The organism is Stenotrophomonas sp. C-A, from assembly GCF_054030835.1.
This window is the reverse complement of record NZ_CM132916.1, coordinates 230,338-244,461: the sequence shown is the minus strand read 5'-3', so window position 1 is coordinate 244,461 and position 14,124 is coordinate 230,338. Positions and strand designations below refer to the sequence as shown.

The following is a 14,124-nucleotide window of genomic DNA, read 5'->3' as shown; positions in this document are numbered from 1 at the left end:
GGGCGGGCCGGCTGCCGATGGGCGGCAAGGGTCAGGGTGGCGTGATCACTGCAGGCGGGCGTCGGTGCGTTGGGAGGGGCGCAGTCTACGGGAAGCGGCCGCACGAAGGTAGCGCGGCCGGCCGCGAAAGGCCGCGGGGCATGGCTCCGCTCTACAATCGGGGCATGGCTACCGATCGCCCGCAGTTCTTCGACCCCGCCACCGAACAGGGCGTGCTGCGCCTGTCGATTGCCGCTTCGCTGCTGCTGGCCGCGGCGGCGGTGGTGTTCGGCCTGCTGGCCAATTCGTCATTGATCATCTTCGACGGCATCTACGGCCTGATCGACGTGGTGATGACCTGGCTGTCGCTGCTGGTGGCACGGCTGATCGCGCTGTCCACCCAGACCGACGCGCTGCAATCGCGGCTCAACCAGCGCTTCACCATGGGCTTCTGGCACCTGGAGCCGATCGTGCTGGGGGTCAGCGGCACGCTGATGATCGGTGCGGCACTGTATGCCCTGGTCAATGCGGTGGATGCACTGATGTCCGGGGGTCGCCACATTGCGCTGGGCCCGGCCATCGCCTTTGCCGGGCTGTCGATCGTGGGCGAAGGCGCACTGGCGTGGTTCATCCTGCGCGCCAACCGCCGCATCGGCTCGGAGTTCATCGCGCTGGACGCGAAGAACTGGGTGATCGCAGCCAGCATGTCGGCCTGCTATCTGCTGGCCTTCCTCGGCGGTGTGCTGGTGCAGGGCACCTCGTGGGCCTGGGTCGGGCCGTACATCGACCCGGCTATCCTCGCCTTCGTCTGCGTGCTGGTGATGATCGCCCCGCTCGGTACCGTGCGCCGCGCGCTGGCCGGCATCCTGCTGGTCACCCCGCCGGAGCTGCAGGCGCACGTGGATGCGGTGGCGCGCGACATCGTGGCCAAGCACGGCTTCGTCGAGCACCGCAGCTACGTGGCCCAGGTGGGGCGAGGCGAGCAGATCGAGCTGTTCTTCGTGGTGCCGGAAAACGACCCACCGCGGCCGCTGGTGGAATGGGACCAGCTGCGTGATGAGATCGGCGATGCGCTGGGCGAGGCTTCGCCGGACCGCTGGTTGACGATCATGTTCACCACCGATCGCGAATGGACGATCTAGGCCCACAGGACGATCAATCAAGTTTTTCGTACGCATTGCAACCCAACGTACGCGAAAACCGGGCAAAGTAGGCTCCAACGCAACACCCACCCACCGACCAGGAGCATCACGATGTCCATCGAAAAGGTTCTGTACACCGCCCAGGCCACCTCCACCGGCGGCCGTGAAGGCCGTTCCGTCTCCTCCGACAACGTGCTGGACATCCAGCTGTCGACCCCGCGCGAGCTGGGCGGCGCCGGCGGTCCGGGCACCAACCCGGAACAGCTGTTCGCGGCTGGCTACTCGGCCTGCTTCCTGGGCGCACTGAAGTTCGTGGCCGGCCAGGCCAAGGTCGCGCTGCCGGCCGACACCACCGTGACCGGCAAGGTCGGCATCGGCCAGATCCCGACCGGCTTCGGCATCGAAGCCGAGCTGACCATCAATGTGCCGGGCGTATCGCGCGAGCAGGTGGAAGAGCTGGTGCAGAAGGCGCACATCGTGTGCCCGTACTCGAATGCCACCCGCGGCAACATCGACGTGACGCTGGTCGTCGCCTGATGGGGTGATGCCGGCCTGCGGCCGGCACTACCAACGTGAAGAGAAAAAAATGGGCGGATGCCGGTCGAAACCGGGCATCCGCCCATCCCACCTCGGGTGGGCCCCGGCACGCGGCCGGGGACGCATTCGCTTCTGTAGCGCCGAGCCCATGCTCGGCTGATCCGTCCGGCGCCTCGATGCGCGGCGGGAAAAGCAGCCGAGCGTGGGCTCGGCGCTACATCTCCAAGCCTTATTTCTCGCTGGTGATCAGCTGCACGACGCTGGAGAAATCCAGCTTGCCGCGGCCGGCCTGGTGGTTCATCGAGTACAGGTTGCGGGCCACTTCGCCCAGCGGAATCGAGGCGCCGACACTCATCGCCGCTTCCACCGCCAGGCCCATGTCCTTCAGCATCAGGTCGCTGCCGAAACCGCCGCTGTAACCGCGTGAGGCCGGCGCATTCTCCAGCACGCCCGGCCACGGATTGCACACTTCGGTAGCCCAGCTGCGGCCGGTGCTGACGGCCATCATCTGCGACAGCACCTTCGGGTCCAGGCCGTGCGCCACGCCCAGGGCGATGGCTTCACCGGTCACCGCCATGATCACGCCCAGCGCCATGTTGTTGCACAGCTTGGCAACCTGGCCGGCACCACTGGCGCCCACGTGGAAGATGTTCTTGCCCATCGCCTGCAGCACCGGACGGGCGCGCTCCAGCGCATCCTCCTCGCCACCGACGATGAAGGTCAGGGTGCCGGCCTGGGCACCGGCGGTACCGCCGGACACCGGCGCGTCGATCATCTGCAGGCCACGTGCGGCAGCGGCTTCAGAGACCTTGCGGGCGCTGGCCGGTGCGATCGTGCTGCAGTCGATGACCAGTGCGCCGGCCGGAATCGCGGCAAGAATGCCGTCGTCGCCCAGGTACACGCCTTCGACGTGGCGGCTGGCCGGCAGCATCGAGATCACCACTTCGGCGTCGGCCAGGGTGTCGCGCGCCGACGGTGCGGCGCTGGCACCGGCGTCGACGGCGGCCTGGGCCGCGGCCGGCACCAGGTCGAACACACGCACGGTGTGGCCGTTCTTGACGAGGTTGGCGGCCATCGGGCCACCCATGTTGCCCAACCCGATGAATGCAATGCGGCTCATGCAAGGCTCCTTTCAGCAAGCGGAGTGCCCAGGTCGGCCAGCGGGTGCGCAGCCTCGGACCAGGGGGAAACAAAGAAGGTGTCCGCCCACGCGGCGGTGGCCTCGGCCAGGGTGGCCGGGTTCCACTGCGGGTTGCGGTCCTTGTCGATCAGCAGCGCGCGGATGCCTTCGGCGAAATCGCCGTGGGCGGCGCAGTGCAGCGCGGTGATGTACTCCAGCCGATAGACGCTGGCCAGGTCCTGGCCGGCGCTGCGACGCTGCAGCTCGAAGGCCAGCCGCGCCGAGCCGGGCGCACCGGCGGCGAGGGTCTTCTGTGCCGCCTGCAGCCAGGCATCGTCGGTCTGCAGCGAGCTGATGCGGTTGATGATCGCGGGCAGGTCATCGCCCTCGCACAGCGCATCGACCTGCGCCGCATGGGCCAGCAGCGGGCCGGTGGCTGCATCGCTGGCGTGCGACTGCAACAGATGGCTGAGACGTTCGTGGTTGTGTGCGGCATCGCTGGACCAGGCCACCTGCAACAGCGCATCGAACACCGCGCTGCGGCGTTCTTCAGCCACGTGCACATCGGCCAGGCCGGCATAGATGGCATCGCCCGGGTTGAGCAGTGCGCCGGTCAGGGCCAGGAACAGACCGCCCTTGCCCGGTACGCGCGGCAGCAGCCAGCTGCCACCGACATCGGGGAACAGGCCAACAGTGATTTCCGGGAAGGCCAGCTTGGAGCGCTCGCTAACCACGCGGTGGCTGGCGCCGGACATCAGGCCGATGCCACCGCCCATCACGATGCCATGGCCCCAGCACAGGATCGGCTTGGTGTAGGTGTGGATGAGGTAATCGACGCGGTATTCCACGTCGAAGAACTCGGCCGCGTAGTCGTTCTCGCGGATGTCGCTGCGGCCGGCCTCACGGAAGGTGACCATGGCCTTGTACAGGCTGTGCAGATCGCCTCCGGCGCAGAACGCCTTTTCACCAGCGCCCTGCAGCACCACCATGGCGATGCCGTCGTCGTCGGCCCAGGCATTGAGCTGCTTCAGCAGCAGGTGCGCCATCGGAAGCGAGAATCCGTTGAGCGTACGCGGCGCGTTGAGCGTGGCGATGCCGATGCGCGCGCCGTTGCCGGCCACGCGCTCTTCGAACAGCACCGGTGCGTCGTCGGCAGCGGTGTCGGTGCTCATGCGTTCTTCCACTGCGCGGCGCGCTTTTCCAGGAAGGCAGTCACGCCTTCGACCTGGTCGGCGGTGTCAAACAGGTCGACGAAGGCTTCGCGCTCGGCCACCAGCGCCGAGGCGTGGGTGCCGGTGCGGGTGGACTGCACCAGGGTCTTGCAGGCGGCGATGCTGGTCGGACTCTGCTTGCCGGCCTTCTTCGCCCATTCCAGCGCCAGTGCCTTGGCTTCGCCCTTGCCGACCTTCTCTTCGGCCAGGCCAATGCGCAGTGCGGTCTCGGCGTTGATGCGCTCGCCCAGCAGGATCATGCGTTTGGCCCAGCCCTCGCCCACCAGGCGCGGCAGGTTCTGGGTGCCGCCGGCGCACGGCAGCAGGCCGACGGTGGCCTCCGGCAGCGCGACCTGGGCGTGGTCTTCGATGATGCGCAGGTCGCAGGCCAGCGCACATTCCAGGCCGCCACCCATTGCATAGCCGTTGATCGCGGCGATGGACACGCCACGGAAGGCGGACAGCGCTTCGAAGGCTTCACCGAAACGGCGTGCGGCCTCGCGTGCGGCGGCCTTGTCGCCGGAGGCGAACTGGTTGAGGTCGGCACCGGCGGAGAAGAACTTCTCGCCGTCACCGGTGATCACCAGCGCGTAGATCCCGCGGTCTGCGTTGAGCGCGCCGACCAGGTCGCGCAGCGCCGACAGGCTGTGCACGGTCCAGGTATGCGCCGGCGGGTTGTGCAGGGTGACCACGGCGGTGTGGCCATCCACCTCGACCTTCAGGCCCACGTGCTCCTGGGTACGCCAATCCTTCATCGCAGTTCCTCTTCGGTGTTGAGCAGGTGACGGGCAACGATCACCCGCATGATCTCGTTGGTGCCTTCCAGGATCTGGTGCACGCGGCAGTCACGCAGCAGACGCTCGATCGGGTACTCGCGGATGTAGCCGTAGCCACCGTGGATCTGCAGCGCTTCGTTGCAGACGTTGAAACCGGCATCTGTGGCGAAGCGCTTGGCCATCGCGCACCACACGTTGGCATCGCTGGCACCGGCATCGAGCTTGCGCGCAGCGGTGTGCACCATCTGCCGTGCAGCCACCAGCTGGGTGACCATGTCGGCCAGCTTGAACTGCAGCGCCTGGAATTCGGCCAGCGCCTTGCCGAACTGGCGGCGCTCGCCCATGTAGCGGCGCGCAGCATCCAGTGCCCCCTGTGCGGCACCCAGCGAGCAGGCAGCGATGTTGATGCGGCCGCCATCGAGCCCCTTCATCGCCAGCTTGAAGCCGCCGCCTTCCTCTCCCAGAAGGTGGCTGACCGGCACGCGGACATTCTCGAAGGTAATGCCGCGGGTGGGCTGGCTGTTCCAGCCCATCTTTTCTTCCTTGCGGCCGAAGCTGATGCCCGGCAGGTCGGCCGGCACCGCGATGGCGCTGACCCCACTCGCACCGGCACCGCCGGTACGCGCCATCACCACCAGCAGCTCGGTGGCACCGGCGCCGGAGATGAAGGCCTTGGAGCCGTTCAGCACGTAGAAGTCGCCATCGCGCACGGCGGTGGTCTTCAGCGAGGCCGCATCGGAACCGGCGCCCGGCTCGGTCAGGCAGTACGAGGCCAGCTTGTTGCCCGAAGACAGGTCGGTGCCCCACGCATCGCGCAGTGCCGGCTGGCCCCACTTGGACACCATCCACGAGGCCATGTTGTGGATGCTGATGTAGGCCGCGGTCGACGGATCGACGTTGGCGAGCTCCTCGATGACGACGGCGGCGTCCAGTCGGCTCAGGCCGCTGCCGCCCACTTCCGGGTCCATGTACAGGCCGCAGAAGCCCAGTTCACCGGCCTTGGCGATCGCCTCGCGCGGAAAGATGCCCTCCGCATCCCATCGCGCGGCGTGCGGCGCCAGTTCGGCCTGTGCGAAGTCGCGCGCAGCCTCGCGGTACGCCTGCTGTGCTTCTTCCAGTTCCGTCGTCATCGAGTGGCTCATGGCTGCTCCTGCCGTTACTTCAGGCTGATCGTGGTGTTGACGCCGTGGCTGAGCGTCTCGTCATCGAACCAGCGCGCGGTGACCGTCTTGGTCTGGGTGTAGAACAGCACCACCTGCTTGCCGTACGGGCCCAGGTCGCCCAGCTTGGAGGCGCGCGAACCGGTGAAGGAGAACAGCGGCACCGGCACCGGGATCGGCACGTTGATGCCGACCTGGCCGACGTCGATGTCTTCCTGGAACTTGCGCGCGGCGGCGCCGGACTGGGTGAACAGTGCGGTGCCGTTGCCGTTGGGGTTGCTGTTGACCATCGCGATGGCGTCTTCCAGCGTTTCCGCTTCGAGGATGACCAGCACCGGCCCGAAGATTTCTTCCTGGTAGATGCGCATGTCGGTGGTGACACCGGCAAAGATGGTCGGGCCGACGAAGTTGCCCTTCTCGAAGCCATCGACCTGCGGCTTGCGGCCATCGAGCACCAGCTGCGCGCCCTGCTCCACGCCCGAGGCGATCAGGCCTTCCACGCGCTCGCGGGCGCTGCAGGAAATGACCGGGCCGACATCGGTGCCGGACACGGTGCCGCCGCTGACCTTCAGGGTCTTGGCCTTGGTCACCAGGTCCTGCACCCAGTTGCGTGCGTCACCGACCAGCACCAGGGTGGAGGCGGCCATGCAGCGCTGGCCAGCGGCACCGAAGGCGGCGCCGACCATCGCGTTGAGGGTCTGTTCCTTGTTGGCGTCCGGCAGCACCACGGCGTGGTTCTTGGCGCCCATCATGCACTGCACGCGCTTGCCGGCCAGCGAGGCACGGTTGTAGACGTGGGTGCCGACACGGGTGGAACCGACGAACGACACGGCCTTGATGTCCGGGTGGTCGCAGATCGCGTTGACCACTTCTTCGCCGCCATGCACCACGTTCAGCACGCCCTTCGGAATGCCGGCTTCCAGCGCCAGTTCGACCAGGCGCATGGTGACCATCGGGTCCTGCTCGGACGGCTTGAGGATGAAAGTGTTGCCGGTGGCGATCGCCATCGGGAACATCCACAGCGGAATCATCGCCGGGAAGTTGAACGGGGTGATGCCGGCGCACACGCCCAGCGGCTGCATGATCGTGTAGGTGTCCACGCCATTGGCCACGTTGTTGGCCAGTTCGCCCAGCTGCAGGTTGCCGATGGCGGCGGCGTGCTCGACCACTTCCAGGCCGCGGAACACATCGCCTTCGGCGTCCGGCAGGGTCTTGCCCTGCTCGGCGGTGAGGATGTGGGCCAGCTCGCTCATGTGCTCGCGGATCAGCTGCTGGTACTTCAGGAAGATGCGCGCGCGGGTGCCGATCGGGGTCTTGCGCCAGGTCTTGAAGGCTTCCTTGGCGGCGGCGACGGCGGCGTCCACTTCGCCGGTGGTGGCGAACGGCACCTTGGCCAGCACGTCCTGGGTGGCCGGATTGATCACGTCCTGCCAGTGGGAGGTGGCCGATTCGATGAACTGGCCATCGATCAACATGCGGATACGGGGCGCTGCAACAGTCATGACGACAATCCCACGGGCTCGAAAGATGCTTGGCATTATTCACAGCACTCACCTCGATTTCCGGGCTGAATCCGCTTAATCTGGCCAACACGCCAGACGATTCATGTTAATTCTGTGAATTATTCAGCCACCCAGCGACAACTTGGCCTGCGCCTGCTGCGGCTGCGCGAGCAGCGCGGCTACAGCCAAGCCGACCTGGCACGTGCGCTGGGGCTGTCGGCCAGCTACCTGAACCAGATCGAGCGTAACAAGCGCCCGTTGACGCCGGCGGTGCAGAAGAAGCTGGGTGAGGTGTTGGGCGACGTTTCGTCGCTGTTCGACGAAGATGAGCCCGCCGCACTGCAGGAGGCACTGGGCGAGACCCTGCGCGATCTGGGCCTGGCGGAGGTGAGCGCCACCGAACTGCGCGCGCTGGCCGGCAACCTGCCGCAGGTCAGCCGTGCGCTGCTGGACCTGCACCGCCGCCACCTGGCCCTGCGCGAACATGCCGCCGCCCTGGAATTCCAGCTGGGCGAGCCGGGTGCCGGCAGCACCCTGCCCGCCGGTGACCAGGTGCGCGAGTTCTTCAACCGCATGCACAACCACATCCCCGAGCTGGACGAACTGGCCGAACGCCTGTTCGCCGAGTGGGGGCTGTCGCCGGGGCATGTGGCGCCGCGCCTGCGCCAGCTGCTGGCTGACCGCCATGGCGTGCTGGTGGAAGTGGCCGCCCTGCAGGCCGGGCGCGAGAAGCGCCAGTACGACGCCGGCACGCGCCGGTTGTGGCTGCCGGACTACCTGGAGCCGGGCCAGCAGGCGTTCCAGATGGCCGCCGAACTGGCCCTGCACGGCTACCTGCCGCAGATCGATGCGGTGGTGGCGCGTGCCGGTTTCAGCGATGAGGCGCGCATCGCGCAGGCGCGGATCGGCCTGTCGAACTACTTCGCTGGCGCCTTGGTGATGCCGTACATGCGCTTCCTGCGCGCCGCCGAAGTCAGCAGCTACGACATCGAGCTGCTGGCGCACCAGTTCGGCGTCGGCTTCGAAGCGGTCTGCCACCGGCTGAGCACGCTGGCACGGCGCAGTGCGCCCGGGCTGCCGTTCTTCTTCATCCGCGTGGACCGCGCCGGCAATGTGTCCAAGCGCCATTCGGCCACCGATTTCCACTTCTCGCAGGTAGGCGGTTCCTGCCCGCTGTGGATCGTGTACGAGGCGTTCAACCAGCCCGGACGCATCCTCACCCAGACTGCGCGCATGCCCGATGGCCGCCGCCATTTCTGGCTGGCACGGCAGGTCAGCAGCGGGCCGGTCGGGCATGGCCAGCCGCGCAAGACCTTCGCGGTGGCGCTGGGCTGCGACCTGCAGCATGCCGAGCGGCTGGTGTATTCGCTGGGGTTGGACGTGCAGAGCCCGGGCAACTCGGTGTCGATTGGCCCGGGTTGCCGGGTGTGCCCGCGCGAGGACTGCATGCAGCGCGCGTTCGCGCAGTTGCCGGGGCGATAGGGTTGGTTCGGCAGGGCTGCGCCCTGCACCTGCAGAGGCCGAAGCAACGGCAACGGCAAAAGCTGGCATTCCGTGGGATGCCGGGGTGGCATTGCCTGCTCTTGGTGGGTGTCGACCTTGGTCGACACGCTTGATCCACGCCATGCGTGGATGTTCTTCGATGAAGGTTCGAAATATTCGACTTCGATGGGGTTCCATCCACGCATGGCGTGGATCTACTAAACCTTTCGTGCGTAGGCTGCATCCCATTGCAATGCCTTCCCAGGAGACACCCGATGTCCTTGTTGCGCTCTTGCCTGGCCCTGCTGCTTGCTGCCGCCGCTGCGCCGGCGTGGGCGACGTTCTCCATTGCGGCCTGCAATGAGGCCGGCGACTGCGGGGTGGCGGTGGCCACGCATAACCTGGCAGTCGGCGGCGTGGGGGTGCCGTGGGCGCAGGCGAAGGTGGGTGCGGTGGCCAGCCAGTTCGAGACCAACCCGACCTATGGCTCCAAAGGCCTTGAACTGCTGGCCAAAGGACGCACGCCTGCGCAGGTGCTGAAGCAGTTGCTGGATGAGGATGGCGACTTCGATGGCACCACCCTCGCCGAGCGCCAGGTGGGGCTGGTCAGCGCGCGCGGTGGCAATGCGCAGTACACCGGCTCCACCGCGCAGCAGGCCAGCTGGGCCGGCGCGCACGGCGACGGCATGCTGAGTGTGCAGGGCAATGGCCTGGCCGGGCCGGAGGTGCTGGCGGCGATGCAGCGCATCTTCGCCGCCTCACGTGGGCCGCTGGCCGCGCGCCTGCTGGCGGCGCTGGAAGCAGGTCAGGCCGCAGGTGGTCAACGCAGTGGGCAATGGTCGGCGGCGCTGCTGGTGCGCACGCCAGGGGGCGACTGGCAGGACACCGACCTGCGCGTGGACGCTGACCCGCACGCGGTGGCGAAGCTGCGCGAGCTGTACGACATGCGCTTGTCCAACGAGGCGATCATCCGCGCCGAGCAGCGCTGGGAGAAAGGCGATGTGGCAGGGGCGCGTGCAGCACTGGCGACCTCGTTGTCACTGGCCCACGGCTGGGACCGCACCTGGGCGCGCGCCGCGCGCTTGGCGATGCGGCAGGGCGATACGGCGCTGGCCCGCGAGTACCTGGCCGGCCTGCGTGCGCTCAATCCGGGCTGGGTGAAGCAGGAGCTGGCGTTGCCGCTGTATGCGCCATTGCGGGGTGATGCGGTGGTGGAGGCGTGGCGATGAGGCACCGCAGGGGTGAGATCGTGCCGACCAAGGTCGGCACCCACCAGGACAGTTCAATCGGCTGCGGCGGAAATCAGTAGATCGGCGTCACCTTCATCTGCGGCAGCGGGCGCGGTGCGCCGTCGGTAAGGTCGGGGCCCAGGTCCTCCCAGGTGCGCCCCTGCTCGACCATCAAGCCCCACAACTGCTGCGAGGCCAGCCGCTTGTCTTCCGATCCCAGCTTGTACGAGGGCGGTGCCGGTTCACCGTGGGCGACCATCGAATAGGCCGCACGGTAGGCCAGCACCTGCTGCGCCGGGTCGTCGGTGCGTGCCACTTCCAGCGTGTAGCGCTGGTAGGCCGAGGCCAGGTTGCGCCAGCGGATCCAGTAGTGGTTCTCGAACGAGAATGAGCAGAAGCGCGCGCCCGCCAGGCTGCCCTTGTCGGCGATGCGGGTCAGCACCTCCTGCGGCATGTCCAGGTTCATGCCGCCTTCGTCGCCCTGCAGGCTGACGTGCACGATGCGGTCGCGGTAACCCGGCGCGCGCGCCTGCAGCAGATCGCGCCAGTTCTGCATGGTCGCCACCACCGCGAACAGGAAACGCCCCAGTTCCGCGGCCGCCAACGGCGTGGCGATCGACTGATAGGTGCGCTGCCAGCCATGACGGTTTTCGGTGGGCAGGAACACCGCGTGTTCCAGCGACTGGCGGCCGCTGCTGCCGTGGCTCACCTCTTCAGCGTGCTGCGGGTAGACCAGGTTGATGGCGAAGGTCGGCCAGCGCGGCAAGGCGGCATCGAACAGATGGATCGGGAAGTTGCTGCTGATGCCGCCATCGGAGAACCAGCAGATGCGGAAGGCGGTGATCACCGGGCCACAGGTCTGCCCGGCACTGGTCAGCCCTTCCATGCTGTCGGCCACGTTGTGCTCCTGGTCGGCGGCAGGCGCGGTGGGTTCGCAGCGACGCTCGCGCCGCGAGGGCTCATGCAGCGGCACCGCGCTGATCAGCAGCGGGAAGCTCAGGCTCATGCGCGTGGCCACCAGCACCGGCAGCTTCGGGCCCTGCGGCAGGTGGTAGTACCGTCGCCCCTCCACCTCCAACGGCGGGCCAGCTTGATCCACCAGCCACTGCACCACGCTGGCCGGGAACAGCTGCTCGAACTCTTCGCGCAGGAACCAGAACTGCGCGCCACCCAGCGGCAGCGTACGCGGCTCGTTGTGCGACACACAGGTGGTGATCATCTGCAGGCTGATCGCATGCGGGCTGTCCGGCTCGCCGGCATAGCGCGGCGCATCGTGCAGATCGGCGAAGGTGAGCGGTGCATCCAGCGGTTTGCCGGACAACTGCTGCAGGCACTCGTGCAGCCACTCGGTCAACGCCGGCGTGCGTGCATCACGGCCGAGGCCGCTGCACAGGCCCAGCAGGTTGCGCCGTGCCACCCGTGCCACCCGCAGCGCGGCGCCGGCCACGCCGGCACCGTAAGCGCACAGCAGCGACGGCAGCAGCGTGGCGGCCACGCCGCTCCAGCCACCGCCCCACCAGCCCAGGCCGAGCAGCAGCGCCAGCGACACCAGCACTTCCAGCGGCGCGATCTCGAACACGGCAACGGCCAGGCACAGCAGCTTGTGCGGCAGGCGGGCATTGCCGGTCAGCACCACCAGCAGCCGATAGGCCGCACGCGCGCCCCGTGCCGGCTGGAACAGGCTGTAGATGAAGCCGCGCCGCGACAGCTGCGCCGACACCGCCGACAACCCGCCATAGCCGGCATCGCCAGGCAGGTGCTCGCCAGCCTGCTGGCGGCGATCACCGCAGGCCGCCGCGGCCGCCACAGCCGCAGCAATAGCGCCGGCCGAGGTGCCGCCGATGCTCTTGAAGCGATACTCGCGCGCCAGCGCCAGTACCGCATTGGGGTACACGATGCCGCTGGTGATGCCGCCTTTCATGACCAGATCGCAGTACTTCGCCGCCACGAGCCACCTCCCGTCTGTCGATGCACAGTATGGCAAGAGGGGCTCTCACAGCCTGAGAAACGAGCCACAGCCCTGCGCTTTGATTGGCCCTTGACCATTGGCCTCGACGCGTCCACCGTGGGCGCGCCGAAGGTATCCCTGCCGTGGCTGGATGGCGGCCGGGATTTAAACGGGAATCCGGTGAAGACGCCTCGCGCGCCCATTCCGGAGCTGCCCCGCAGCGGTGAATGGAAACGAATCCTGCCAACAGCACTGGGCTCGCGCCTGGGAAGCGGCAGGTAGTAGGTGGGCTGCGGCCCGTGTCCATCAGCCCGAATACCGGCCCCGGCCGGGGGACACGACCGTCCCCTGATTCGACCTGGAATCTCCGCGGGGAGGTTGCCGGGGCCGCCGTCGTCCTGCGCGTGCAGGCGATGCGGCCGCGCGCGTCCTGTTCACGGTATCCGGCCAGACCTGTTCACCCACGCGCTGATGCATGGGCCACCGCCGTTGCCGGCGGTCCATGCGGTACCTGACGATGACCGAGCTCCAACGCCCTACCCTGACCCTGCCCGACGACGGCAAGCGCCTGCTGCTGCATTCATGCTGCGCGCCATGCTCCGGCGAAGTGATGGAGGCGATCACCGCCTCCGGGATCGACTATGCGATCTTCTTCTACAACCCCAACATCCATCCGGTGAAGGAATACGAGCTGCGCAAGCAGGAGAACATCCGCTTCGCCGAGCAGCACGGCATCCCGTTCATCGATTGCGACTACGACACCGACAACTGGTTCAGCCGTGCGCGCGGCATGGAAAACGAGCCCGAACGCGGCATCCGCTGCACGATGTGCTTCGACATGCGTTTCGAGCGCACTGCGCTGTACGCGCACGAACACGGCTATGACACCATCAGTTCTTCGCTGGGCATCTCGCGCTGGAAGAACATGGCGCAGATCAACGACTGCGGCATCCGCGCCGCGTCGCGCTACGAGGGCCTGCAGTACTGGGACTACAACTGGCGCAAGGGCGGCGGTGCCAGCCGCATGATCGAGATCAGCAAGCGCGAGCAGTTCTACCAGCAGGAGTACTGCGGCTGCGTGTACTCGCTGCGCGATGCCAACCGCCATCGCCGCGAGAACGGCCGGGAACGGATCAAGATCGGCCTGCTGTACTACGGGCAGGACGCTGGGACGCCGCAGGGCGATTGACCTGTGCCGCCGGGGCGGCCACGCTGGTCGCCCCTTTACGTTGTAGTGGATCTGCCATGACCGCCCTGCCCGCCGACGTCGCCCTGCTGGTGATCGACCTGCAGCCGGACTTCATGCCCGGAGGTACGCTGGCCTGCGATCAGGGCGATGCGCTGGTGGCACCGATTGCCGATCTGCTGGCGCAGCGCCGCTACCGCACCGTGGTGGCGACACAGGACTGGCACCCGGCCGACCATGCCTCGTTCGCCAGCCAGCATCCTGGCCAACGCCCCTTCGAGAGCATCCTGCTGCACGCGCAGCCGCAGACCCTGTGGCCGGACCACTGCGTGCAGGGCAGCGCCGGTGCCGCCCTGCACCCGGATGTGGACTGGACCGTGGCCGACCTGATCCTGCGCAAGGGCACGCGCCAACAGGTGGATTCGTACAGCGCCTTCCGCGAGAACCATGGTCCCGATGGCGAGCGCCCGGCCACCGGCCTGGCCGGCTGGCTGCACGAGCGCCGCATCCGCGAAGTGCACGTGTGCGGCCTGGCACGCGACTACTGCGTGCTGTGGAGCGCGCAGGACGCGGTGAAGTCCGGCTTCAAGGTGAAGTTCCTGTGGGACCTGACCAAGCCGGTGACCGAGGCCAACGATACGATGGTGCGCGAGGCGCTGGGCAAAGCGGGGATTGCGATCATCTGACGGGCGACTGCTGCTCAATGGACGCGTCGTCGCTGGGTGCGGGATACCGATGCTGAGAATGTCGCCTCTGCCGCTTGCAGGCCGCAGCCTGCGGCAACACAATGAACTCATCCAGCCCTCCAAGTACGCCCCCCTACAGATCGCGGGACGGCCGAACCGAGGGCTT

General features: G+C 67.5%; 12 protein-coding genes and 1 riboswitch. Of the genes, 6 read left to right on the top strand and 6 right to left on the bottom strand.

Going from position 1 to position 14,124, the window contains the following annotated elements:
- Positions 1 to 140 precede the first annotated feature (140 nt).
- Together ACW5IY_RS01090 and ACW5IY_RS01085 are read left to right on the top strand one after the other, a co-directional pair.
- Positions 141 to 1,121, top strand: a complete 981-nt coding sequence (locus ACW5IY_RS01090; RefSeq protein ID WP_049435502.1) for a cation diffusion facilitator family transporter — start codon at positions 141 to 143, stop codon at positions 1,119 to 1,121.
- 111 nt (positions 1,122 to 1,232) lie between these two features.
- Positions 1,233 to 1,658 carry an organic hydroperoxide resistance protein gene (locus ACW5IY_RS01085; protein ID WP_049435500.1) on the top strand — a complete coding sequence of 142 codons (426 nt, stop codon included), beginning with the start codon at positions 1,233 to 1,235 and terminating at the stop codon, positions 1,656 to 1,658.
- A gap of 229 nt (positions 1,659 to 1,887) precedes the next feature.
- Here the strand turns inward: ACW5IY_RS01085 and mmsB are convergent, their stop codons facing one another.
- From mmsB to ACW5IY_RS01060, 5 genes are read right to left on the bottom strand one after another with little or no spacing between them, the layout of a single operon-like run.
- The gene (mmsB, locus tag ACW5IY_RS01080) at positions 1,888 to 2,778 is read right to left on the bottom strand and encodes a 3-hydroxyisobutyrate dehydrogenase (RefSeq protein ID WP_457326874.1); all 891 of its coding nucleotides are present in this window, start codon (positions 2,776 to 2,778) and stop codon (positions 1,888 to 1,890) included.
- Positions 2,775 to 3,950 (bottom strand): enoyl-CoA hydratase/isomerase family protein, encoded by a 1,176-nt coding sequence (locus ACW5IY_RS01075; protein WP_049435497.1) that lies wholly within the window; start codon positions 3,948 to 3,950, stop codon positions 2,775 to 2,777. Before ACW5IY_RS01075 ends, mmsB begins: the two co-directional genes overlap by 4 nt.
- Positions 3,947 to 4,744: an enoyl-CoA hydratase gene (locus ACW5IY_RS01070; RefSeq protein WP_049435496.1), complete on the bottom strand. Its 798-nt coding sequence runs from the start codon at positions 4,742 to 4,744 to the stop codon at positions 3,947 to 3,949. Before ACW5IY_RS01070 ends, ACW5IY_RS01075 begins: the two co-directional genes overlap by 4 nt.
- Positions 4,741 to 5,907 carry an acyl-CoA dehydrogenase family protein gene (locus tag ACW5IY_RS01065; RefSeq protein ID WP_049435494.1) on the bottom strand — a complete coding sequence of 389 codons (1,167 nt, stop codon included), beginning with the start codon at positions 5,905 to 5,907 and terminating at the stop codon, positions 4,741 to 4,743. The genes ACW5IY_RS01070 and ACW5IY_RS01065 overlap by 4 nt, the downstream gene beginning before the upstream one ends.
- A 14-nt stretch (positions 5,908 to 5,921) precedes the next feature.
- The gene (locus tag ACW5IY_RS01060; RefSeq protein WP_049435493.1) at positions 5,922 to 7,427 is read right to left on the bottom strand and encodes a CoA-acylating methylmalonate-semialdehyde dehydrogenase; all 1,506 of its coding nucleotides are present in this window, start codon (positions 7,425 to 7,427) and stop codon (positions 5,922 to 5,924) included.
- 114 nt (positions 7,428 to 7,541) lie between these two features.
- On the opposite strand from ACW5IY_RS01060, the gene ACW5IY_RS01055 reads away from it, so the two are divergent.
- A complete protein-coding gene (locus ACW5IY_RS01055) occupies positions 7,542 to 8,909 on the top strand; it encodes a helix-turn-helix domain-containing protein (protein ID WP_049435492.1) in 1,368 nt (455 codons plus the stop codon).
- 275 nt (positions 8,910 to 9,184) lie between these two features.
- Positions 9,185 to 10,138 (top strand): DUF1028 domain-containing protein, encoded by a 954-nt coding sequence (locus ACW5IY_RS01050; protein WP_049435491.1) that lies wholly within the window; start codon positions 9,185 to 9,187, stop codon positions 10,136 to 10,138.
- A 73-nt stretch (positions 10,139 to 10,211) separates the two neighbouring features.
- On the opposite strand, the gene ACW5IY_RS01045 is transcribed toward ACW5IY_RS01050, so the two are convergent.
- Positions 10,212 to 12,059 (bottom strand): patatin-like phospholipase family protein, encoded by a 1,848-nt coding sequence (locus ACW5IY_RS01045; protein ID WP_049435547.1) that lies wholly within the window; start codon positions 12,057 to 12,059, stop codon positions 10,212 to 10,214.
- 154 nt (positions 12,060 to 12,213) lie between these two features.
- Positions 12,214 to 12,427, top strand: a riboswitch (cobalamin riboswitch).
- A gap of 161 nt (positions 12,428 to 12,588) precedes the next feature.
- Here ACW5IY_RS01045 and ACW5IY_RS01040 point away from each other — a divergent pair.
- Together ACW5IY_RS01040 and pncA are read left to right on the top strand one after the other, a co-directional pair.
- Entirely contained in the window at positions 12,589 to 13,275 is a 687-nt protein-coding gene (locus ACW5IY_RS01040; protein ID WP_019337787.1) for an epoxyqueuosine reductase QueH, read from the top strand.
- A 56-nt stretch (positions 13,276 to 13,331) separates the two neighbouring features.
- On the top strand, positions 13,332 to 13,958 hold the full coding sequence (gene pncA, locus ACW5IY_RS01035; RefSeq protein ID WP_049435488.1) for a bifunctional nicotinamidase/pyrazinamidase: 627 nt from the start codon (positions 13,332 to 13,334) through the stop codon (positions 13,956 to 13,958).
- Positions 13,959 to 14,124: the final 166 nt, after the last annotated feature.